Genomic DNA, 22,227 nt, shown 5'->3' with positions numbered 1-22,227 from the left:
GGGCAGGCCGTGCCAGCGCCGCGCCAGGATCTCGCTGGCGAGGGCGAACTGCCGCCAGGCGGCCGAGCGGCGCGTAGGGGCCGGGCTCATTTGGCGGCGTCCGGCTTGGGCGGCGTCGGGGTGCTCGCGCCGGCGCCTTCGGCGGCCTTGCTGAGCGACTTGGCGAACTCCGCGAGATCGCCGTCCGAGCAACCCACGCTGCTGGCGTCGGCCCGGGCCAGGCGCAGGCGCTCGTCGTGGCGGGCGCTCCATGCCGCGAGGGCGGCCATGGCCTGCTTCAGCGCCACGCGCTCGGTGGTCCAGAAGGCGATCATGTCCTTGCGGGACGCGTCGTCCAGGTCGGCGAGGTTGGCCTGCGTGGGCAACCAGTCTTCACCGCGCGCTGTGCCGGACTCCTTCTTGATGCGATCCGCGAGCTTGCGCTCCGATGTCATGCCCGCCTCGAAGGCCTGGGCGATCTGGGTCGCCACCGCGCTGGGCTGCTGCAGCGCGGGCGTGCGCTCGTTGAGTTCCCGGGTCAGCGCCGACTCGATGGCGATGCGCTGGCGGCGCAGGCGCGAGCCGGCGTCGTCGAGCTGCTGCTTGAGCTTGCGCCCCGTGCCGAGCTGATCCTGCGCGCGGACGAGCAGCCCCTCGGTCTCGAAGGCGAAGTCCTTGCTCGGGTCCTTCTGCGCCTTGGCGGCGCGGGTCAGGCCCAGGGCGTCGAGGCGCCGCTTGTCGGCCTCGGTCCGACCGGCTGGGGCGGTCTTCTGCGTGGCCAGCTTCAGTCCGACCAGCACCTCGTCGCGCCTCGCGCCGAAATCCATGGCGGCCTGGTCGAGGGTGTCCAGCCGCTCGACGAGGGTGTCGCCGACGCCGGCACGGCGACGCCGGTCCGGGGTGATCTCGGTCTTCTTGTAGAGGTCCGCGTCGAACAGGGCCATCGAGCAGGCCATGCGCGCGGCCGTCTTCACGTACAGCTGGTCGCGGTCCGGGATGCCCGAACTCAGGAAGCCATAGGAGGCGGTGGCGATGGCCGCCACGTCCAGGGCGCTCCAGCTCGGCCTGCGGATCTTCTTCTCGATGAAGTAGGCGCCCAGGGGCCAGAGCAGGGCGTTGTAGGCGGAGTTGATGTTGGTGTGCTCCGCGGCATGGCCGATCAGCTCGCGGCGACGCAGGTCCGTTTCCCAGAGCGCACGGCCCAGACCGCCGTGGAAGGCATCGATGTCCTCCTCGAGGGGTTGGCATTCACCCGGCGTGGCGGGATTGATCGGCGTGCACGGCGTCGTGCCCTTGCCGGCGTCGCCGCTCAGCGGGAAGCGCCGGTCCGCCTGCGGCGTCTGCACGGGTTGCAGGATCGTGCAGCCGGTCGTCAGGACCAGGCAGGCAGCGGCCAGCGAGGGTATCCCCACGTGGCCGGTCTTTCGCCGACGTTCAGACAGGCACATGACGTCCTCCCATTCTTCTTTTCGTTCGTACCCTCGTGATCTGGCGGATTCTGAGAGGTGGCCGCCCAAAGGAAATCATCTCGATTGAGGACGCGCCCTGGACATCGCGCCGATCGCCGGGCCTCGCGAGCCCGCCGTGAGCACGATCGCTGCCACCCCTAGCGCCGCCCCCGCCGGCACATCCAGCACATGGTGCTGATACGTCGTCAGCACCGACACCCCGATCAGCGCGAACCACGCATGCAGGCCCACCGCCCACGCGCCGCGCAGCACCGGCGCGAAGCGCGCCCACAGCAGCACCAGCACGCCGATGTGCAGCGACGGCGCGCGGTTGTAGGGCATGTCGCAATGCCCGAGCACCTCGAACATGAGCCCGATCAGGCCCTCCGTCGGCGGCCGCTCGAAGGTGAAGCGCAGCGGGAACGCCGCATAGCAGAGCACCGACACCACCAGCACGATGAGCAGCCGCTGCACATGGCGGCGCAGCCGCCCGGCGTCCGCGTCGATGAAGAAGGACAGCGCGAAGAAGACGCAGATCGACAAGTAGGGCACCACCGTCCAGCCCACGAAGGGAATGGCGCGTTCCCACGCGAACACGCCCGCGCCGACATCGGTGCGCAGACTGGTCAGCTGGTTGGACAGCCCATACAGCGCGATGTAGGCCGCCGAGGTCGCCACGCCGCAGGGCAGAGGGCGCCAGCGGAACGCGGTGGCTGTCTGCGTCTGCGCTGCCGTTGGCATCGGCATTGGCGTCGACGCTGGCGCTGCCGTCTGGCCGCCGCCGGACCACGGGATCGGAAAACTCATCGGGATCTCCGCCGCGGATGCCGTCATCCGCCTATCCCTGATTACGAGATCCCGACTCCAAAGCGGACATCGCCGCGCGTCATCACGGCGACTGGACGGGCTTGCGCTGGGCCGCGCGGAGCGTGCGGACCTGTTCAAGCAGGCGGTCAGCCTCGGCGTCGTTGCGCAGCGCGCGCTGGGCCTGGGCCAGCGCGCTGAGCGCTTGCGCCACCTCGGGGCTCAGCGCCGGGTCGTAGAGCAGCCGGTGCAGGCGCACGGCCTCCTGCAGCAGCGGCAATGCCGCCTCCGCCTTGCGCTGCTGCAGCAAGGCCTGACCCAGCACCAGCGTGGCGAGGGCCTGGTTGTCCCGCTGGTAGTCGGCATTCCCGCCGCGGTCGATGGCGGCGAGCGCCTGCCGCGCCTGCGCTTCTGCCACGTCGAGATGGCCCGCGTTCAGTTCGAGCCACGCGGACTCGGCCTGCTCCGTCACGGGCTCGCTCGGGGTGGGGGCGGGCGGCACCTTCCTCGCGGCGCGTTGCGCCTGCAGCCCGGCCAGCGCCTCGCGCGCCTGACCGCTTTGCACCTGCCAGCGCCGCAGCGCCAGGCTGTAGAGCCTGCCCGGCGGCTTGCCGGCAGGGGTGGCCTGTCGCTGGCGCTCCAGCAAGGTCTGGGCCTCGGCCAATCGACCGAGGCTCGTCAACGCAACGGCCCGGTCCGTCAGCACCTGCTCGTCCATGCCGTCCACCGGATGAGGTTTGCCCAGCACCACCACGTCGTCGCTGCTGACGGCCAGCGCGGCTTGCGTATGACCGTAGTTCGCCAGCGCGCGCGCCTGCCACATGCGGACCCAGCGGCGCTGCGGGAGGTCGGCCGGCGCGGTCTCGCTCCAGCGCCATGCCGGCGCCAGCGCCGTCAGGCTGTCGCGGAAGCGCCCGCCCAGGTTGAGGAAGATCGCGAGGTGCGTCTGCGTCTCCGCCACGCGCACCGCGTTGGCGTTGCGCGCGACCTCCGCCTCCATGCCCTTGCGCATGCTGGTCTCGGCCTCGGCGTACCGGCCCAGCGCACGCTGCGAATGCCCGAGGAATTCGTAGAGCAGCGACAGCTCGCCGGCGCCCAGCGGCGGATGCGCTTCGCAGAGCTGGACGGCTTCCGCGTAGGCCGCGCGCGCGCGCTCGAACGACCGGTCATACAAGGCCGCATCGCCCAGGATGTGCAGCACCAGCAGCAGGTCGGCGTTGGAGTCGCCGCGGCGGGCGATCGTCAAGGCGCGTTCGGCGAAGGCCATCGCCAGCACCGGTTCCGCGCGTCGGTTCAGCGAGGCCTGGCCGATCTCCACCTGCAATCGCGTCGGCGAGCTGTTGTCCTGCCGCGCATCCAGCAGGGCCGTGGCGTCCTTCAACTGCGCCGCGGCTTCATCGCGCTTGCTGTCCTGGGCCAGGGCGTTGGCCAGCGCCGCCATCGCCCGCACCGCCTCGTCGCTGGCGGAGCCGTGCAACTCGCGCGCCACGCCCAGGCGCTGGCGCTGCAGATCGACCTCGCGCGCGTACAAGCCCAGGTCCTGGTACATCGAGGCCAGCACCGTCAGCAGCCGCAACCGCGCGGCGGGCGCGTCCTTGAGTTCGGCGTTGATGCGCTCCGCGCCGCGGTCCAGCAGCTCGCGCGCGGTCGTGTCGCGCGCCTTCGCCGGGTCGGCCTGGTCGGCGGTGTTCACGCGGAACACGCCTTCCAGGAAGCCCTGCACGGCGCGCGCCGTGGCCGCCTCGGCCTGCGCGCGTTGTGTCTGCAGCCCGGCCTGATGTGCCTGCCACAACGCGACCGAAGCGCCGCCCAGCAGCGCCAGCGTGGCGACGGCGCCCGCCGCCACCGGCAGCCGGTGGCGCCGGACCAGCTTGGCCATGCGATACGCCCAGCCGTCGGGCCTCGCCTGGACCGGCTCGCCGTCCAGCCAGCGGCGTAGGTCCTGCGCGAAGGCATCCATCGTCGGATACCGCTCGGCGGGCGACTTCTTCAACGCGTGGTTCAGGATCGCATCGAGGTCGCCTCGCAGTTGCCGGCGCAGCGCCCGATCCGCGGCGGGATCGGTCTCGCCGGGGCCGATGGCGAGGGCGATGCTACTGGCCATCGGCACTTCCGCGGCTTCGATCACTTCTTCCAGCTCGGCCGCGCTGCCCCGCTTCAAGCGATACGGACGCACACCCGCCAGCACCTCGTAGGCCACCACGCCCAGGCTGTAGACGTCGCTGGGCGTCCCCAGCGGGTCGCCGCGGATCTGCTCGGGGCTCGCGTAGTCCAGCGTCAGCGCGCGGCCCGAGAGCTCGGTCAGCGCGGTGCGCGCCGTGCTGTCGCCTTCGAGCAGCTTGGCGATGCCGAAGTCCAGCAGCTTCACCTGGCCCTGCGGCGTCACCAGGATGTTGCTCGGCTTCAGGTCGCGGTGCACGACGAGCCGCGAGTGCGCATGCCCCACCGCCGCCATCACCTGCAGCAGCAGCACGACCCGCTCGCGCACCGGCAGCGCGTGGCTGCGGCAGTAGGCATCGATGGGTATGCCGTCCACATGCTCCATCGCCAGGAATGGTCGGCCGTGCCCGTCGACGCCGGCGTCGTACAGCCGGGCGATGTGCTCGTGCTCGAGCGTGCTCAGGATCTGCCGTTCCCGCGCGAGCCGCTCGGCGAGGCTGTCGCCCCAGACGATGCGCGGCAGCTTGAGCGCGATGCGCCGGTTCACGAGACCGTCCGCCCGCTCGGCGAGCCACACCGTGCCCATGCCGCCGCGGCCGATCTCGGTGATCAGCCGGTAGGCGCCGACGCTGCTGCCCGCGACGACGCCGTCGAACGGCCCGGCCTGGTCGGCCGGCCCTTCCGCCGGGAACAGCCGCGGCAGGGTGTCGAGGAAGTCGTCGGTCTCCACCTCGGCCTGGTGCGCGAGGAGCGCGCGCAGCGTCTCGCGATGCACGGCGTGTTCGCCGATCAGGCCTTCGAGCCAGGCCTTGCGCGAGGTGGGCGAGAGGTTGAGCGCCTCGTCCAGCAGGGCGCTGATCGCGGGCCAGTCGCCTTCGAGTTTCGAGAGGGTCGTCATGTGCTCATCCGACCCGCGACGGCGGCGTCAGTCCCGCAGCGCGTGGGCCAGCAGCAGCCGCGCCTTGTCCCAGTCGCGGCGCACGGTGCGCGAGGACAGGCCCAGCGCCTCGGCGATCTCCTCGTCCTCGAGACCGCCGAAGTAACGCATCTCGACCACGCGGCCCAGCCGCTCGTCGACGCGGGCCAGGTCCTCCAGCGCCGCATGCACCGCGAGGATCTCGTCGGATGCCGCGGGCAGGGCGCCGATGAGCTCGGAGTCGAACGTGACCTGCTGGGCGTCGCCGCCGCGGCGGTCCGTCTTCGCCAGGCGTGCCGCGTCCACGATGATCGATCGCATCACCGTGGCCGCGTAGGCCAGGAAGTGCGCACGGTCGGAGGGCGTCAGCGACTCGCGCTGGAGGAACTTGAGGTAGCACTCGTTGACCAGGGCTGTCGTCGCCATCAGGTCGTCGCCGGACCCGCGCGAGAGACGCCGGTGCGCCACCTGCCGGAGCTCGGGATAGAGCAGCTCGAAGATCCTGTCGAAGGCGTCGCGGTCGCCGTCGCGCGCCCGTCCGATCAACTGCGTCACTTCCCCCATGCCGTGCTTCCGTCCAAAACGAGGTTGGTGACGGCGATGGTAGCGCGCGCTCCGAGCGGTCCGTGCCGCCGGGCGTCCCCAAGTCCTGACAGGCTTGTGTCATCTCGTGTCACTCCGCCCGGCGCGAGGCGCGGGTCATCGGTCGCAGCAGTCGCAGCGGGGCCATCTGTTGCCCCGGTTTCAATGACCACCAGGCGGGGCTGAGCGACGGCAACCGTAACCGTACGGTGGACAGCAGGCACGCGCAGGCGCAGGCGAGCGACAGCGCCGCCACGGCGCCCGTGCGGGGCGCGAGCAGGACGAACAAGGTGCCGAAGGCCGCCTTGCCGAAGAGTCCGCCGACATAGCCGCGCAGGAAGTGCGCGGCGGCGCGGTGCCCGCCGTTGGCGTGCTCCGCCATGGCGACCGGACCGGTGATCAGCGGCAGCGAGGACAGCAGCCCGCAGGCGAAGCCGCCCAGGGCAGGGCCGAGGAGGGTCGCGATCGCGGTGAGCGCGCCGGCCGTCGTCGCGACGAACCAGGGTGAGCACCACGTCGAGCCCTCGGGCTGGGGGCAAGACCGCGGGTCGGGCCGCTGGCGCGACACGATCTCCGCACCGAGCCGGGGCATCGCGGCGAAGGTGACCGCGCAGCTGCCGAGCGCCAGCATCAGCGCGGTGCCCAGGTCGGCGCTGGCCGCCTTCGCAGGCAGCGCCATGGCCAGCGCGCCGCCCACCCCGCAGGCCAGCGCGACGGCGCCGCCGCGGTAGCGGGCGGCGCGCGCGTACCCCAGCGCGAAGACCGCCAGCATCGCGCAGGCCGCGACGCTGCCGATCGCGGCGCTGATCGCGAAGCCCATCCCTTCGTCGTACGCCAGCCAGGCCAGCGTCGGCGCCGTGATCGTCGGCAACGCGGCGACAAGACCTGCCACCCGGCGCCCGCCGTGCCGTGCCGCCGCCATCACCAGCATCACCGTGCCTGCGGTCAGCAAGCCCTTGAACAACTCGTCCATCGCGCTCCCCTTGGGGACGACGGGAGAAATCACGTCGTCCTGCCCAGGTGAACGAGATGGGCGATCGGGGATGGACAGCGCGCGGGAACCTCAAGCAAGGGACAAGGAAATCGCTCGCCGGTGTCCTTCGCGTGTCCGGCTCATGTCCGGCTCATGTCCGGAACTTCGTTCAGTGAGGGAGCAGGCGCTGCGTCGGTGACCGTTTGAAGGCTTGACGGTGTGACGACGCGGCGCCCCCCTTCCCGTCATTGCGGAGTTGCCATGTTCAGTGTTGACTGGTTCCCGGTGGAGCGGCGGCTGCAGGCCGTCCTCGTCGCCGTGCTGTGTGTCCTCCTGGTCGCGTGCGGGGGCGGCAACGATCTGGCGTCTCCCGATGGCGCGGCGCCGACGGCGCCACCCGTGGTGACGCCGCCCGTCACACCGCCTGTCGTGACCCCGCCGGTCGTCACGCCGCCTGTGCTGACCGTCACCCAGCAGCCCACCGATGCCGCGGTGGTCGCGGGCGCGCAGGCGACTTTCGTCGTCGCGGCGACGTGCAGCAGCGGCACGCTCAACATCCAGTGGCAGCGCAACGCTGGCGCCGACGGCGCCTTCACCGCCATCCCCTCGGCGACGACGCCGAGCTACGCGTTCACCAGCGCGATCGCTGACAACGGCGCGAAGTTCCGCGCCGCGCTCGACTGCGGCGGCGAGAGCGCGACCACCAGCGCGACGGCCACGCTGACCGTGACCAGTCCCGCAGTCAGCGTGCTGGCGCCGATCGCGGTGACCGGCCTGCGCCATCAGGCGCCGATCGCGTTCTCTCGCGGCATCGTGCGGGAGCGCTCGGGCAGTTACGCCTTCGTGTCCGGTAACGCGGTGCTGCGCCTGTCGGCGGACCTGCAGTCGATCACCCCGATCGCCGGCTCGGTCGCCGACATGTCAGGCACCACGGTGGACGGCCAGGGCGCCGTCGCGAAGTTCAACGTCCCGTACGGCATCACGGTCGACGCCGCCGGCATTCTCTATGTCACCGAACGGTTCGGCTACGTGATCCGCCGCATCGACACCGGTGGCACGGTGACCACGATCGCGGGCGCCGCGGGTCAGTTCGGCAGCGCCGACGGGACCGGCACCGCGGCACGGTTCTACCTGCCCAGCGCCATCGCCGTCGGTCCTGACGGGGATCTGTACGTCGCGGATCGCAGCAACCATCTGATCCGCCGCGTCACGACCGCCGGGGTCGTGAGCACCTATGCCGGCTCGGCGGGCCTGGCCGGTTACTTCGACGGCGCCGCCGGCGCGGCGAAGTTCTTCTACCCGTCCGGCCTCGCGGTCGGAAGCGACGGCACGGTCTATGTGTCCAGCGAAGACGGACGCATCCGCCGCATCCTGCGCAACGGCAACGCCGCGGGGGCCGTCCAGACCCTGGCCGGCAGCGGCAGCGGGACGGTGTCTCCGACGATGGACGGCACGGGCACGGGGGCGATCATCGTGGCTCCCCAGCAGATGGCCGTTTCCGGGAACACGCTGTACGTGCGTGACAGCGCCGGCCTGGTGCGCACGATCGACACCGCCACCGCCGTGGTCACGACGCTGGCGGGAACGGCCGGCGCGACCGTGCCGAGGGACGGCCCGAAGGGGGCCGCCACCATCGAGTCGGCGCTCAACGGGGGCGGTCTGACGCCGACCGCGGACGGCGGCTTGATGCTCACGGAAACCAACCTCTTCCTGGGGGCGGTTCGCCGGATCGACGCGAGCGGCGTGGTCACCACGCTGGCCGCCGCGTATCCGTTCGGCTTCAACGGCACGACGGCGGGCACCGGCGTGCTTGCACAGCTGCCGTTCGCCTGGTTCCCCGAGGACGCCCTCACCGACGGGCTCAGTCACTTCAGCCGCGCGGTCGCCGTCGCAGGCGCGCCCGACGGCAGCCTGGTCGTCGGCTCGATCGCGTCGCTGCGCCGCATCGCGCCCGGCGGTGCCGTCTCGCCCATCGCCGGGCTCCTCGGCGTCGGCAGCTTCGACGGCACCGGCAGCGCTGCCGACGTGTTGAACGCGAGCCAGGCGATCGTGGTTGATCCGGCCGGGGTGATCTACTTCTCCGACGTGTCGACGATCCGCGCCGTCGATGCGACCAACACCGTGCGGACGATCGCGGGCACGCCCTCGGTCTTCGGCGATTCATCGGGGCAAGGGCAGGGTGCGGTGGATGGCCTCGGGACGACCGCGCGCTTCACCAACGTGACAGGTCTTGCCCGCGCGGCCAACGGCGATCTGTTCGCGTCGGATTCGATGAACTACGCCATCCGCCGGATCGACCCGGCCGGCAACGTCACCACCTATGCCGGCGTGATGGGCCAGAAGGCCGCGATCGACGGCGCGCGCGCGACGGCGCGGTTCACGATGCCGCTGGACCTGTCCCTGGCGCCGGACGGCTCGCTGTGGCTGCTGGACGGCGGCAGGAACGAGACGCCCACGGTCCGTCGCATCGCGCCAGACGGGACCGTCAGCTCGCTGCCCGCGAAGGTCCGGCGGCTGACCGTGGACCCCGCGGGGAACGTCTATGTGATCTCCGAGGGCGGCGACCTGGCGAGCCTGGATCCGGCCACCGGCGCGATGACGGTGCTGGTCCCGCTGGGAGCCCGGCTCACCTTCGGCAGCGATCCGCGCCTGGGCGGCGACAGCGGCTGGGCGTTTACCGCGGTCGGGATCAAGCAGCTGGTGCTGATGTCGGAGCATCAGTTGATCCGGGCGACGCTGCCGTGAGCGTCCGGTACCGCTGGCTGGTCGGTCTCTCCGTGTCTGCCGGCTTGGCATCGAGCCACGCGACATTCGCGCAGTCGGCCGCACCGGCCGAACTGCTCTGCAGCATGCGCACCAGCGGCACGACCGCCACGCTTCGCGTGTCGGCGGGCATCGATCCGCTGGCGACGTCGAAGGTCCTCGTGGGCGAGAGCTTCGAGCTGCGCGCTGTCGCGTTGGCGGGCGCGTCGGGAAGCACGTCGGGTGTGGAGATGATCGACCGCGTCGTCGTCACGGTGCTGGGACGTAGCGGCGAAGGACGAGGCATCGTGCTCTCGCAGAGTCGGTGGACGACGGCGAGTCAGGAAGTCCTCGGGCAGGAGGCGCGATGGCGGCCGACGGTCTCAGGCTGGCAACGGGCCTATCTGCCGGGCCTCGGGCGGGAACTGGCCTGGGGCTGCGCCCTGGTGCGACCGGGCGCGACGCCGGAGGGTTGGGACCGCGCAGACGCCACCGGCGATGACGCACTGCCGGCCCAGCCGTTGTCCCGCGTGGCGCGGCCCGCGCCGAGCACGGCTGCGGTGCGCGTGGCGTGGATGGGCGACGTGATGCTGGCGGACGGCCCGGGTCGCGTGATCGCCAACGGCCGCGATCCTTTCGCGGCCGTCATGGGGACGATGAAGGGCGCGGACCTGCGCATCGCCAACCTCGAATGCGTGATCGCCACCGGCGGCAGCCAGGTCGACAAGCCGTGGACCTTCCGGGCGCATCCGCGCGTGCTGGACGTGCTGCGGCGTCACGTGGACGCGGTCTCGTTGGCCAACAATCATTCGGGCGATTTCGGCCCGGCGGCCTTCGCGCAGATGTTGACGCGGTTGGATCGCGCCGGTCTGCCGCACTTCGGCGGCGGGGCCGATCTGCGCTCGGCGCATCGGCCCGTCATCCTCGAGCGCCAGGGCTTGCGCATCGCCTTGCTGGGCTACAACGAGATGTTCCCCCGCCAGTTCGAGGCCGGCCCCGACAGTCCCGGCATCGCTGGGCGGACGAGGAGCAGATCGTCGCCGACATCGATGCGGCGAGAGCGCAGGCCGACGTGGTGATCCCCTTCATGCACTGGGGCGAGGAGCACAGCGAGACCTCGCACGCCCGCCAGCGCGCGCTCGCCCGGCTGATGATCCGGGCCGGCGCGGACGCGGTCGTCGGCACGCATCCGCACATCCGTCAGGACACGGAGATCATCGACGGCAAGCCGGTGATCTACAGCCTGGGCAATTTCGTCTTCGACGGCTTCAAGGATGCGGACAACAACACCGGATCGATCTTGTGGATGACGGTCACCGCTGAAGGCGTGAAGGACTGGCAGCTGCAGGAGGTTCACATCGATGCGGCCGGGCGGCCGCATCCGGGGCGGGTGGCGGCAGCGCCTTGAACGGAGGCTCGCCGCCGGGCGCACTCAGCCGTAGGCGTAGAACAGCGCCGCGAAGAAGTGGCAGACGCTGCCGCCCAGCACGAACAGGTGCCAGACGAAGTGAGCGTAGCGCAGCTTGTTGTCGAGCAGGAAGACGACCGCGCCCAGCGTGTAGCTCAGGCCGCCCGCCACCAGCAGCGCAAGACCCGGCCCCGGGGTGCGCTCGATCAGCGGCCCGATGGCGAAAACCACCACCCAGCCCATGGCGAGGTAGAGCGCCGTCGACACCAGCGGATGGCGCAGCCGGTTCAGCAGCTTGATCGTGACGCCGAAGGCGGCCGCGGCCCAGACGGCGATCAGCAGCGTCACGCCCGGCCCCGAGTGCAGCACGCCCAGCGTGAAGGGCGTGTAGCTGCCGGCGATGAAGACGTAGATGGCGGCGTGGTCCAGGCGCATCAGCCAGGCCTTCAGGCGGCCGTTGGCCAGCTTCGCGGGCAGCGCGTGGTACAGCGTGGAGATGCCGTACAGCAGGATGCCGGTGGAGGCGAAGATGGCGGCGGCCGCGACGTCCGCGGCCTCGCCGTGATTCATCGCGCGGATGACGAGGATGGGCAGGGCGGCGATGGCCAGCAGCGCGCCCAGCCCGTGGCTGATGGCATTGGCGATCTCTTCGCCCAGGGTCTGGGGACGATCGGCGGGGATGGTGCGTTGAGTCATGACCCGATGCTACTGCGTGCGGCATCGCACCGACGCGGCGGGCCGCCGGCAAGCTGCGCACCCGGGCGTATCCCCACTGGCACCGCGAAGCGGTGACAGGACGCGGCGCACCCGCTTCCTATCGTGGACGTTCCGACAACCAGGGAGCGCTCACATGAAGCCGATCGGAATCCTCGCCGTCCTCATGACTGTCATGGCCGCCATGGCTCACGGCGCCATGGCGCAGACGCCGGTGCAGCCCTTCACGCCGGGCGGCGTGGTCATCACCACGGTGGCCGACCAGCGCGAGTCCAAGGACGTCGACGGCGTCGGGCTCGTCACTTCCACCGTCACGGCAGCGGGCGTGGACAGCAACACGGGCGCGCCGTACAGGGCCTGGGCCTCCGGCCGGAGCTTCATCGGGCCGGGCACGATCCAGGCCGCCAGCGCCGCGTCCTATGCGGGCTCCCAGGTCTACGCCGCGACATTCGCGAGCGTGAGCCTGTCGGACGCGCTCACCTTCGACAGCGGCGTCGCGGGACAGGCGTTGAAGGTGACCTATCGCATCCAGGTGGTGGGCAGCGCCTCGCTGGCGCAGGACGCGGGAGGCTCCACCCGCTACGACACCACGAACGGATTCTGGAGCTGGCAGCTGGCGCAGGGCCTCAACGGCAGCGGGACCCGGATGTTCACCGGGGCCTACGCGAACGGCGACGGCACGACCTCGCCCTACCTGTATGGCGACCGGCCGCTGGGCGGCGGCGATTCGGGCTTCGGCTGGTACGAGGTCACCGCCGATGTCGTGTCGGGTCAGGCCGCCCAATTGAGCTTTGACATGCGCACGACGCTGTCATCGCCGACCATCGAGGGCGGGCTGTCCGGAGGCGGGCACGTCGACGTCAACGCCTACTGGGGTGGCATCCGCTCGGTCACGACGGCCGATGGCGACAGCGTCGCGTACGCGCTCAGCGCCGACAGCGGCTTCGATTACACGCGCTCGTATGCGATCGCCGTGGTGCCGGAGCCGGCGAGCATCGTGTTGATGGGGCTTGGCGCGTTGGCGTTGATCGCCGGGGGATACGTGCGACGTCGGCGGTCCGTCAGCAAGTAGACGAATCGAGTGAGGCAAGCGCGCTCATCGCGGGGACGCCGTCATCAGTGCTTCATACGCCTTCCGCTTGAACCTCAATCCATACGGATGCGCGTAGCCGAAGTAGCGCTGCGTCAGCAACACCGCTGCGACGTTCAGGCGCGGATTGATCCACCACAGCGTGCCCGCGAGGCCGCCCCAGCCGACTTCCCCGGCCGCCTCGGCGGGCTCGCCCCGATCGGCGAAGGCGCGCACCGCGGAGCCCAGTCCGAACAGCCGGCCCGGCGTCTGCGGCGCGTCGTCGAAGCGCACGTGCAGCCCTGGCGCGAGCTGGTTGCTGAACATCATGTCCAGCGTGGCGGGTTTGAGCAGTGTCGGACCGCCGGGGATCAGGCTCTGGATCAGGCGGATGGAGTCGTCCAGGGTGCTCACGAGTCCGCCGCCGCCGGACTCCAGCGGCGCGCGCTGGACATAGGCGCCGGGATAAGGTTTGTCGTCGACGCGCGGCAGGCCGGGCTTGTCGGGGTCGTTGAAGTCCGCGCCCTCGTAGAGCACCGTCAAGCGGTCGCGCTTCGAAGGCGGCACCCAGAAGTCCGTGTCCACCATGCCGAGCGGCTCGAAGATGTGCCGCGCCAGGAACTGGCCGAAGCGCTCGCCGCTCACTACCTCCACCAGGCGCCCCAGCACGTCCATGGACACCGAGTACTCCCACTGCGTTCCGGGATGGAAGATCAGCGGCAGGTCGGCCAGCGCCGTCATCATGCCGGCCAGGTCGCGGCGGTGGTCGAGGACGCGGGCGCGGTTGTAGGCGTCGAACATCGGCGAGCCGGGATCGAAGACGCCGTAGGTGAGGCCCGAGGTGTGCGTCAGCAGGTGGCGCGCGGTGATCGGGGTGCGGGCGGGCTCGGTGTCCGACAGGTCGCGCGCGCCGGGGCGCAGGACGCGGCGGTTGGCGAGCTCGGGAAGATGACGGTCGACGGGATCGTCCAGGCCGAGCCGCCCCTGTTCCACGAGCAGGAGCACGGCGCAGGCCGTGATCAGCTTGGTGCTGGAGAACATCCGGAAGAGATGATCCTCCCGCAGCGCGATGCCGGCCTCGCGGTCCGCTTCGCCGTAGCAGAAGCGATCCACCACCGTGCGCCCGCGCAGCAGCGCGGTCGCCACGTTGGGCAGGAACTGCTGGTCGACCTCGGCGCGCAAGGCGGCGTGGAGGGCGTCGAAGGGGCGATCCGTCATCTGGGTTTCCCGGCGTTGAAGCGGGGACTGTAAAGGCCGCCGCGTCCTTCCCCGGCATCAACACCTGACCCCGTGCGGACTTGGATCGCCGCCATGATTCGCAACGCGTCCTTGGCGGGCGGCATTCCGAACGCGCGCCCGTACTCGCGGCTGAACTGCGTCGGACTTTCGTATCCCACCTCGTGCGCGACCGAGGTGACGTTCCCGCCCGTGGCGACCAGCAGCTTGCGCGCCTGCAGCAGGCGCAGCTGCTTCTGGTACTGCAGCGGACTCAGCGCGGTGACCGCCTTGAAGTGCCGATGGAAGGCGGAGACGCTCATCGCGGCGTGCTCGGCGAGATCCTCCATCGCGAGCGGCTGGTCGAACTCGCGGCGGATGCGCTGGATGACGCGGTTGATGCGGGCCAGTGCCGTGTCCGGCGTGGCGACGTCGCGCAGCATCCAGCCCATGGGGCCCTGCAGCACGCGGTAGAGGATCTCGCGCTCGAAGGCGGGCGCGAGCGCGGGAATGTCGCCGGGGTGGTCCATCAGCCGCAGCATGCGCACCCAGGCGTCGAGCAGCTCGGGCGTCACCGCCGCGATCGAGAACGCACGTGGGTCGCTCGCGGCAGCGGCAGGATCGGGCAGGTCGGAGAGCAGGTCCGTCAGCACGCCCGCGTCGAGTGTCAGGGCGACGGCCAGGTAGGGCGAGCCGTCAGCCGCCGGCCTCACCGTTCCGGCCGCGGGCAGGTCCACCGACATGACGAAATAGGTGGCCGGGTCGTAGTCCAGCGCCTGATCGCCCACCACCAGGGTCTTTCCTCCCGTGAGGATGAGGTTGACCATCGGGTCGTAGACGGCCGCCAGCTCGTGCTCGGGAATGCGGCCCTGGACCATGAAGACGCGCGGGATGCCCGTTTCCGTCGGGCGGTTCCGCGCCCGGCCGGCCAGGGACCGGAGCTCGTCGAGTGGCTGCTGCATGGCGGCATTGGACCCTGCCTCTACGTCGTGGCGCAAGCCGGAAAGCAGGATTGGGCAGGAATGAGGCAGGAACCGTTGCGACAGGCGACGGCCATTTTTCTATCGTTCAGTCACCCCGTCCACTGAACTTCTGGAACCTGGAATGAGCATGAGCAACAACACCCGCGCCGCCACCACCGCCGACACCATCGTCACCACCGGCGACGTCGTCGTCATCACCGGCGGCAGCCGCGGCATCGGCGCGAGCACGGCCCGGGAGGCGGCGCGCCGCGGGTTCGGCGTGATCCTCACCTACAACGCCAGTCCCGATGCGGCGCACGCGCTGGTGCGCGACATCGCTGACCGGGGAGGCAAGGCCGTCGCGCTTCGCCTGGACGTCGCCGCCGTCGAGGCCTTCGGCGCTTTCCGCGCCGAGGTGGAACAGGCGCTTGCGACCGTCTGGGAAACGACGCATCTGGCAGGCCTGGTGAACAACGCCGGCTACGGCCTGTTCCAGCCGATCGCCGGCGTCACGCAGGCCCAGTTCGACGGCCTCCTCAAGGTGCACCTCAAGGGCCCGTTCTTCCTGACGCAGACCCTGCTTCCGCTGCTGCGCAAGGGCGCGAGCATCGTCAACCTGACCAGCGCCACGACGCGCGTCGCGACCGCCGGCGTGGCGCCCTACGCGGCGTTCAAGGCGGGCCTGCAGGTGCTCACGCGCTACATGGCCAAGGAGTTCGGCGAGCAGGGCATCCGCGCCAACTCGGTGTCGCCCGGCGCGATCCGGACCGAGCTGGGCGGCGGCCTGAACGACGAGTTCGAGGCGCTGCTGTCGTCCCAGACAGCGCTGGGCCGCGTGGGCGAGCCGGAAGAGGTCGCACGCGTGATCGCCTCGCTGCTGAGCGAAGACGGCGGGTGGATCAACGCGCAGGACATCGAGGTCTCGGGCGGCTACGTCGTCTGACGTGCGATCGCCACGTACATTCCGTTCCCCGTCCGATTCCTTCCTGGAGGCCCTGTGCTGGACCATGTCTTCCTGTCCGTGAGCGACACCGATCGCGCCGTCCGTTTCTACACCGCGAGCCTCGCGCCGCTGGGCATCGTCGACCGCCTCGACTACGACGGGCGCAAGGGCCCGCCGGGCCATCCCGATTTGAAGGGCTTCGGCGCCCACGGGCGCATGTTCTTCTGGCTGCGCCAGGGCACGGCGAACGCTCAGTCGACCCACGTCGGTTTCGTTGCCGACAGTCGCACCGCCGTCGATGCCGCCTACGCCGCGGCGATGGCGGCCGGCGCGACCGACAACGGCGCCCCCGGTGCGCGCCTTCACTACGACCCGCGCTACTACGCGGCCAACGTGTTGGACCCCGACGGCCACAGCCTGGAGTTCGTCTACAAGCCTTGGCAGCATCCGAACGGTTCGTGATCCAACGGACGCGGCAGGTCCGCCGCGCGCCGGATCAGACCAGCAGCAGCCCCAGCACGTGCTCGTCGACGTAGTGCGCCTGATCGGCGCGCTTGTAGAAGTCGCGGAGCGTTCCTTCCACCACGAAGCCGAGCCGCTGGTAGAAGGCCAGCGCCTGGGCGTTGTCGGTCTCGGCGTAGAGCTCGACGCGGCGGATGCCGGCGTCGCGGAAGTGGCGCAGGGCGTCGTCGATCATGGCGTGGCCGACGCCCCGGCCGTGGCGGCGAGGATCGACGGCCAGCGTGCCCAGCAGGAGCACGTGGTTCACGCGGCCGGGATAACGCGTCGCCCGGTAGAAGCCGGCGATCTCGCCGTCCACTTCCCAGATCCAGAAGGCGCCGCTGCGCACGAGTTCCTCGAAGATCGGCACGAAGGACGCGAGGTCCATCGGCTCGTAGGTCAGGTAGGGAACGACCTGGGGATGCGAGTAGATCGCGAAGACTGGTTCGAGGTCTTCGGATCGGGCGAGGCGTCGCGCGGGACTGGTCATCGGGGACTCTGCGGATTCAGACGTGACCTCAGTGTCCCTCAGCTGGAAGCGGCCGCAGTCCGCCTCAGCCCGCTTCCGGCAGCTTCGCGATGACCTTGATCTCGAACTGGAAACCCGCCAGCCAGGTGACGCCGATGGCGGTGGCGGTCGGGTAGGGCGCCTCGCCCCAGAACTCGGCGGCCACTTCCCAGGCGCGCTCGAAACGCGTGTGCGGGTCCACCATGAACACCGTCACGTCGATGACGTCGGCGAAGCTGCAGCCGGCTTCCGCAAGGATGGCATTGAGGTTCTTGAAGGCAAGACGTACCTGGGCATCGAGGTCCGGTTCGGGAGAGCCGTCGGACCGGCTGCCGACCTGGCCCGAGACGAAGAGCAGGCCGTTGGACCGGATGGCGGGCGAGTAGCGGTGCAACTCGTAGAGGGCGTGGCGGTCGGGCGGGGAGACGACGTCGCGGGTGGTCATGAAAGGCATTCCTTCAGGGTGATTGCAGATGCAGTCACTGTAGGAATTCGACGGTCGCCGATAAACAGGCGGTTCGCACAATCACTGTTTGGGGATGCCAAACAATGGAAGGCGTGGCAGGGCACGCAGACCATCGCGGCGACGCCCGGAGATCCAGATCGCCTCTCCCTGCGTATAGGGAGCGTCCTCCGCTTCCGGGCGTCTCCATGGATCTCGATATCTCCTCGATTGCCGTCCGGCTCGCCGAACGCGGCCTGCTGCCAGAGGCCGCCGTGCGGCTGGGCATCCGCCGCCTGCTGCGCCAGCGCCTCGACGAATCGCATCACCACGAATACGAAACCGCCGCCGCGTTGACGCAGGCCTTCCTGGCGTCTCTGCGCGCCGCGCCGCTGGCCGTGCAGACCGAGAAGGCCAACGAGCAGCATTACGAGCTGCCCGCTTCGCTGTTCGAGGCCATGCTCGGCCCGCAGCGCAAGTACAGCTGCTGCTGGTGGCCGGAGGGCGTCGACACGCTCGAAGCCGCCGAGGAAGCGGCGCTCGAAGCGACCGTCGCGCGCGCCGGGCTCGCCGACGGGCAGACCATCCTCGAACTCGGTTGCGGCTGGGGCTCGCTGAGCCTGTGGATGGCGGCACGTTTCCCCGCGGCGCAGATCCTGGCCGTGTCCAACTCCGCGTCGCAACGCGCCTTCATCGAGGGCCAGGCCCAGGCGCGCGGACTGCGCAACCTGCGCGTGCTGACCTGCGACTTCAACGCGTTCGGCGAGGACGGCAGCCTCGACCGCCGCTTCGACCGCGTCGTGTCGGTCGAGATGTTCGAGCACCTGCGCAACTGGCCGCGCGCGTTCCGCAAGGTCGCCGGATGGCTGCGCGACGACGGCCGCTTCTTCATGCACGTCTTCGCCCACCGCGAGGCGCCTTACGCCTTCGAGGTCCGCGACGCCACCGACTGGATGAGCCAGCACTTCTTCTCCGGCGGCATGATGCCCAGCGACGACCTCGCGCTGCTGTGCCAGGACGACCTCGCGCTGCTGCAGCGCTGGCGCTGGGACGGGCGCCATTACGCGCGCACCGCCGCCGCCTGGCTGGAACGCTTCGACGCGCATCGCGCCGCGCTGTGGCCGGTCTTCGAGTCCGTCTACGGCGTCGCCGACGCGCCGATGTGGTGGCAGCGCTGGCGCCTCTTCCTGCTGTCCGTCGAGGAACTCTTCGGCTACGACCGCGGGCAGCAGTGGTGGGTCAGCCACTACCTCTTCGCGCCGCGGCGTTGAGGCCGTCCCCATGGCCTTCCTCGACGCGCTCCCCGCCACGCCCGCGCTGGCGCTCACCGGCCTGCTGATCGCCGTCGCGATCGCGGTGCCCACCTGGCTCGCGAGCATCCCGCTGCGCGATGCGAGCCTCGCCGATCGCGTCTGGTCGGCGTTCATCGCCGTACCGGTCGCGTGCTACGTGTGGCAGGCCGGCGGCGATGCGCGCGCGTTCGTCATGCTGGCGATCACGCTCGCGTGGGCGCTGCGGCTCGGCCTCTACGTCACGGTCCGCAACTGGGGCCATGGCGAGGACCGTCGTTATCAGGCGATCCGCGCGCGCAACCAGCCGCACTTCGCGCTCAAGAGCCTGTGGCTCGTGTTCCTGCTGCAGGCGGTGCTCGGGTGGATCGTCGGCTGGCCGATGCTGGTGGCCACCGCGTCGGAGCGGGCGCCTTGGGGCGCGTGGGATGGCTTCGGTGCCGCGCTCGCGGTGGGCGGGCTGCTGATCGAGACGATCGCCGACGCGCAGCTCGCGCGGTTCCGACGCGATCCCGCCAACCGCGGTCAAGTGATGGACGCCGGCCTGTGGCGGTACTCGCGCCATCCCAACTACTTCGGCGAAACCTGCGTCTGGTGGGGCCTCGGCGTGATGGGGCTGGCCGCCGGCGGATGGGCAGGCGCATGGACACTGGTCTCGCCGCTGCTGATGACGATCCTGCTGTTGAAGGTCTCCGGCGTCACGCTGCTGGAGCAGGACATCGGCGAACGTCGTCCCGCGTATCGCGACTACATCGCCCGCACGAGCGCCTTCATCCCGTGGCCACCGAAGCGCGGGGCGGCGCGATGAACGCGGCCTCGTCGCCGCGATCTTTTCCCATGGCCGCCCGCGTCGCGGCCTTCGTCAGTCTGGTGGCCATCTGCAGTCTCGGGCTCGCAGCAACGGCGAGGGCCGACAGCTGGAACTTCGACGTGCGCCTGGACGGCAAGCCGATCGGCACGCATCGCTTCATCGTCGATGGGCCGGCCGAGGCGCGCGTGGTCACGAGCACCGCGGCGTTCGACGTCAAGCTGCTCGGCATCACGGTTTTCCGCTACCGCCACGAGGCGCGCGAGCGCTGGCGCGGCGATTGCCTGCAGGAGATCCGCAGCAGCACCGATGACGATGGGAAGCCTGTCCAGGTCGACCGTCGCCTGGATCCCGCAGCGCTGGCTGCTTCCACCGCGACCGGCACCGCCGGCGAGTCGACCTGCTTCATGAGCTACGCGTACTGGCATCCGGCGTTGATCCGTCAGCAGCGATTGCTGAATCCCCAGACCGGTGAGATGGACGAGGTCCGCATCGAGCGCCTGCCCGATGCATCGATCCCGGTTGGCGGGCGGGACGTCGATGCATCGCGGTGGCGCATCACGTCGACGGCTACGTCGACATCGACATCGACATCGACATCGTCCGGCAAGCCCGCGTCGGCCCGTCAGGTGCTCACACTGTGGCGCGATCGCGCGGACGGGCGCTGGATCGGCCTCGACGCGCAGGTGAAGGGCGATCGCGCGTTGACCTATCGCCTGCCTTGATCCGGAGATCCTCATGAGCTTTCGCGACGACCCGATTCCCACGCGCGCGCCGGCCTGGCGCTGGCCGCTGGCCTATGTCCTGACGCTCGTCGTTTTCCTGGCGATGGACGCGGTCTGGCTGAGCCTCAGCTCGGGCGCGTTGTACCAACCCGCCATCGGCCATCTGATGGCGCCGGCCATCGACTGGCGCGCCGTGGCGGTGTTCTATCCGCTGTATGTCGGCGGGCTGGTGTTCTTCGCGGTGGCGCCGGCCCGGTCGGGCCGGCCGGTCGTCGGCGCGCTCGGCCGCGGCGCGCTGTTCGGCGTCCTCGCCTATGCGACCTACGACTTCACCAACCAGGCCACGCTGCGCGACTGGCCCTGGCACGTGACGTTCATCGACCTCGTGTGGGGAACGACCGTCAGCGGGGTGTCCGCCGCGGTCGCCTCGGCGCTCACCGCCGTCACATGCCGACGAGCGATCCGAACCAGCGGGCGATGAGCCCGTCGAAATGCAGGCGGCCGTCGACGGCCGCCACGCAGATGCACTCGCTGCCGTCCTGCACCACCGGTTGATGGTGGACGTCGTCGTCGGCGAGGTCGAAATCCCCCGGCCCGAACAGCGCCCGGCCGTCGTGGAAGCGGCCGTAGATGATCTGCGTCAGCTCGGTGCCGCGGTGCGTGTGCTGCGGCAGGTACTTGCCGGCGCCGATGCGCAGCAGGAAGACGTTGGCCTCGGGCGCGTCCGGCACGGTCACGCGGCTCCAGCGCATGCCGGGGCCCAGCCAGCGCCAGCGCGTCGCGCTGCAGCCCGCCAGGGCCTTCGGCCAGACCGCGCCGGCCGGCAGCGGCGGCGGCGCCGGGACCTTGCGCGGCGTCGGCGTTCCACCGGCCCGTTCGGCCTGCTCGAGCTGATCGATGCGACCGAAGGCCCGCGCCAGCGCGTCCGCGCGCATCGGAGCCTCCGGTTGTTCATCGAGCACCGCGCCGCCGAGCGCGCGCAGCATCGCCACGCGCTCCCGGCAGGCCGGGCAGAGCTCCAGGTGGGTCTGCGTCACCAGCCGCAGGCCGATCGGCAACGCGCCGCTGACAAGCGACAGCAGCAGCTCGTCGGCGGGGTGATGGCGGATCTCGAGGGGCGGCAGCATGGTCGGGGAGGGCAGCAGGAATCGGGACATCACAGATCGATCAGCCGGCGCAGGTGCGCCACGGCCAGCCGGATCCTGGACTTGACGGTGCCCAGCGGCAGGCCGAGCTCGGCCGCGATGCGGGCGTGCGGTTCGTCGTCGTAGAAGGACAGGCGCAGCACCTGCGCCTGCTCGGGCGGGAGCTGGTTGAGCGCCTCGCGCACACGGCGCGCCTGACGCGTCGCGTCGGCGTGTTCGGCGACGCCGGGCTGGTCGGCTTCGAGCCGGTCGAATTCGAAACACTCGTCGCCGGCGCCGTCCAGCTGATGGCGCCGCGCGGCGTCGATGCGCAGCCGGCGCGCGATGGTGAAGATCCAGGTCGACACCGCCGCCTGCGCCGGATCGAAGAGCGCCGCCTTGCGCCACACCATCACCAGCGCGTCCTGCGCCAGGTCCTCGGCGGCGCCGTCGGTGCTGCCGGTGCGGATCAGGTAGCTCTTCACCCGGGGCGCGAAGTGCGAGAACAGCCGGCCGAAGGCCTCCCGGTCCCGCAGGTCCGCGACGCGGTGCATGAGCGCGGGCCAGTCGTCTCCGGGCGGGGACGGCGGCGCGCTGCGGTCGGGATCGATCGGGACGATCTTCAAGTGACGGGCTTTCGGCGCGGAGACGGCGGTCGACACAGAGATCGCCCCGACATTCAACGGCACGGACAGGGACAGGGACGCGGCCCCCGGCTGGATGGCCGGGGCCGAGGGAAGTTCGTCGCGTCGCAGGGTGCCCATGGACGCTCTTACGCGGCGAACGGCGTGCCGGATCATCGCTCGACTCGGCGCGGGTCGCCATGCGGGCGAATTTCGCCCGGGCGGCGGGGGGCCTTCACGGGGGAGGAATCCAAAACGCGGACCCACGCGTAGAAGCGCCAAACAGTCAGAC

22 protein-coding genes are annotated in these 22,227 nt (G+C 70.6%); 10 read left to right on the top strand and 12 right to left on the bottom strand.

What is annotated here, in order from left to right:
• Positions 1-86 precede the first annotated feature (86 nt).
• The 5 genes from VF536_RS18150 to VF536_RS18130 form a co-directional block, all read right to left on the bottom strand.
• Entirely contained in the window at positions 87-1,427 is a 1,341-nt protein-coding gene (locus tag VF536_RS18150) for a hypothetical protein (protein WP_331616265.1), read from the bottom strand.
• Positions 1,428-1,502: 75 nt separating this feature from the next.
• A complete protein-coding gene (locus VF536_RS18145) occupies positions 1,503-2,234 on the bottom strand; it encodes a hypothetical protein (protein WP_331616264.1) in 732 nt (243 codons plus the stop codon).
• Positions 2,235-2,316: 82 nt separating this feature from the next.
• The gene (locus VF536_RS18140; RefSeq protein ID WP_331616263.1) at positions 2,317-5,289 is read right to left on the bottom strand and encodes a serine/threonine-protein kinase; all 2,973 of its coding nucleotides are present in this window, start codon (positions 5,287-5,289) and stop codon (positions 2,317-2,319) included.
• A 27-nt stretch (positions 5,290-5,316) separates the two neighbouring features.
• On the bottom strand, positions 5,317-5,871 hold the full coding sequence (locus VF536_RS18135; protein ID WP_331616262.1) for an ECF-type sigma factor: 555 nt from the start codon (positions 5,869-5,871) through the stop codon (positions 5,317-5,319).
• 109 nt (positions 5,872-5,980) lie between these two features.
• Entirely contained in the window at positions 5,981-6,862 is an 882-nt protein-coding gene (locus tag VF536_RS18130; RefSeq protein WP_331616261.1) for a hypothetical protein, read from the bottom strand.
• Positions 6,863-7,123: 261 nt separating this feature from the next.
• Here VF536_RS18130 and VF536_RS18125 point away from each other — a divergent pair, with 261 nt between their 5' ends.
• Genes VF536_RS18125 through VF536_RS18115 form a run of 3 tightly spaced genes read left to right on the top strand, consistent with a single transcriptional unit; the run spans position 7,124 to position 11,012 of the window.
• Positions 7,124-9,607, top strand: coding sequence for a hypothetical protein (locus VF536_RS18125; protein WP_331616260.1), 2,484 nt, complete (start codon positions 7,124-7,126; stop codon positions 9,605-9,607).
• Positions 9,604-10,683 carry a CapA family protein gene (locus VF536_RS18120; protein WP_331616259.1) on the top strand — a complete coding sequence of 360 codons (1,080 nt, stop codon included), beginning with the start codon at positions 9,604-9,606 and terminating at the stop codon, positions 10,681-10,683. Before VF536_RS18125 ends, VF536_RS18120 begins: the two co-directional genes overlap by 4 nt.
• On the top strand, positions 10,638-11,012 hold the full coding sequence (locus VF536_RS18115) for a CapA family protein (protein ID WP_331616266.1): 375 nt from the start codon (positions 10,638-10,640) through the stop codon (positions 11,010-11,012). The genes VF536_RS18120 and VF536_RS18115 overlap by 46 nt, the downstream gene beginning before the upstream one ends.
• Positions 11,013-11,036: 24 nt before the next feature.
• Here VF536_RS18115 and trhA read toward each other — a convergent pair whose 3' ends face one another.
• The gene (trhA, locus tag VF536_RS18110; RefSeq protein WP_331616257.1) at positions 11,037-11,708 is read right to left on the bottom strand and encodes a PAQR family membrane homeostasis protein TrhA; all 672 of its coding nucleotides are present in this window, start codon (positions 11,706-11,708) and stop codon (positions 11,037-11,039) included.
• A 154-nt stretch (positions 11,709-11,862) separates the two neighbouring features.
• On the opposite strand from trhA, the gene VF536_RS18105 reads away from it, so the two are divergent.
• The gene (locus tag VF536_RS18105; protein WP_331616256.1) at positions 11,863-12,798 is read left to right on the top strand and encodes a PEP-CTERM sorting domain-containing protein; all 936 of its coding nucleotides are present in this window, start codon (positions 11,863-11,865) and stop codon (positions 12,796-12,798) included.
• A 24-nt stretch (positions 12,799-12,822) separates the two neighbouring features.
• Here the strand turns inward: VF536_RS18105 and VF536_RS18100 are convergent, their stop codons facing one another.
• The gene (locus VF536_RS18100; RefSeq protein ID WP_331616255.1) at positions 12,823-14,013 is read right to left on the bottom strand and encodes a serine hydrolase domain-containing protein; all 1,191 of its coding nucleotides are present in this window, start codon (positions 14,011-14,013) and stop codon (positions 12,823-12,825) included.
• The gene (locus tag VF536_RS18095; protein WP_331616254.1) at positions 14,010-14,972 is read right to left on the bottom strand and encodes an AraC family transcriptional regulator; all 963 of its coding nucleotides are present in this window, start codon (positions 14,970-14,972) and stop codon (positions 14,010-14,012) included. The genes VF536_RS18100 and VF536_RS18095 overlap by 4 nt, the downstream gene beginning before the upstream one ends.
• Positions 14,973-15,120: 148 nt before the next feature.
• On the opposite strand from VF536_RS18095, the gene VF536_RS18090 reads away from it, so the two are divergent.
• Positions 15,121-15,915, top strand: coding sequence for an SDR family NAD(P)-dependent oxidoreductase (locus VF536_RS18090; protein ID WP_331616253.1), 795 nt, complete (start codon positions 15,121-15,123; stop codon positions 15,913-15,915).
• A gap of 54 nt (positions 15,916-15,969) precedes the next feature.
• Positions 15,970-16,377 (top strand): VOC family protein, encoded by a 408-nt coding sequence (locus tag VF536_RS18085; protein WP_331616252.1) that lies wholly within the window; start codon positions 15,970-15,972, stop codon positions 16,375-16,377.
• Between the two features lie 34 nt (positions 16,378-16,411).
• On the opposite strand, the gene VF536_RS18080 is transcribed toward VF536_RS18085, so the two are convergent.
• Together VF536_RS18080 and VF536_RS18075 are read right to left on the bottom strand one after the other, a co-directional pair.
• On the bottom strand, positions 16,412-16,906 hold the full coding sequence (locus tag VF536_RS18080; protein ID WP_331616250.1) for a GNAT family N-acetyltransferase: 495 nt from the start codon (positions 16,904-16,906) through the stop codon (positions 16,412-16,414).
• Positions 16,907-16,970: 64 nt separating this feature from the next.
• Complete coding sequence (locus tag VF536_RS18075) at positions 16,971-17,369, bottom strand: RidA family protein (RefSeq protein WP_331616249.1); 399 nt, start codon at positions 17,367-17,369, stop codon at positions 16,971-16,973.
• Positions 17,370-17,575: 206 nt separating this feature from the next.
• Between VF536_RS18075 and VF536_RS18070 the strand changes: the two genes are divergently transcribed.
• The 4 genes from VF536_RS18070 to VF536_RS18055 are packed head-to-tail and all read left to right on the top strand — an operon-like array spanning position 17,576 to position 20,669.
• On the top strand, positions 17,576-18,637 hold the full coding sequence (locus tag VF536_RS18070; RefSeq protein WP_331616248.1) for a cyclopropane-fatty-acyl-phospholipid synthase family protein: 1,062 nt from the start codon (positions 17,576-17,578) through the stop codon (positions 18,635-18,637).
• Positions 18,638-18,647: 10 nt separating this feature from the next.
• Positions 18,648-19,463, top strand: a complete 816-nt coding sequence (locus tag VF536_RS18065; RefSeq protein ID WP_331616247.1) for a DUF1295 domain-containing protein — start codon at positions 18,648-18,650, stop codon at positions 19,461-19,463.
• 29 nt (positions 19,464-19,492) lie between these two features.
• A complete protein-coding gene (locus tag VF536_RS18060; RefSeq protein WP_331616246.1) occupies positions 19,493-20,188 on the top strand; it encodes a DUF6134 family protein in 696 nt (231 codons plus the stop codon).
• Positions 20,189-20,201: 13 nt separating this feature from the next.
• Positions 20,202-20,669: a DUF2177 family protein gene (locus VF536_RS18055; protein WP_331616245.1), complete on the top strand. Its 468-nt coding sequence runs from the start codon at positions 20,202-20,204 to the stop codon at positions 20,667-20,669.
• Here the strand turns inward: VF536_RS18055 and VF536_RS18050 are convergent.
• Positions 20,632-21,345: a ChrR family anti-sigma-E factor gene (locus VF536_RS18050; protein WP_331616244.1), complete on the bottom strand. Its 714-nt coding sequence runs from the start codon at positions 21,343-21,345 to the stop codon at positions 20,632-20,634. The genes VF536_RS18055 and VF536_RS18050 overlap by 38 nt on opposite strands.
• Positions 21,345-21,938, bottom strand: coding sequence for a sigma-70 family RNA polymerase sigma factor (locus tag VF536_RS18045; protein WP_331616243.1), 594 nt, complete (start codon positions 21,936-21,938; stop codon positions 21,345-21,347). Before VF536_RS18045 ends, VF536_RS18050 begins: the two co-directional genes overlap by 1 nt.
• Positions 21,939-22,227: the final 289 nt, after the last annotated feature.

Source organism: Roseateles sp. (assembly GCF_036486225.1).
GTDB lineage: Bacteria > Pseudomonadota > Gammaproteobacteria > Burkholderiales > Burkholderiaceae_C > Roseateles.
Note: the sequence above shows the minus strand (reverse complement) of the source record. Positions and strands in the feature narration are given on the sequence as shown.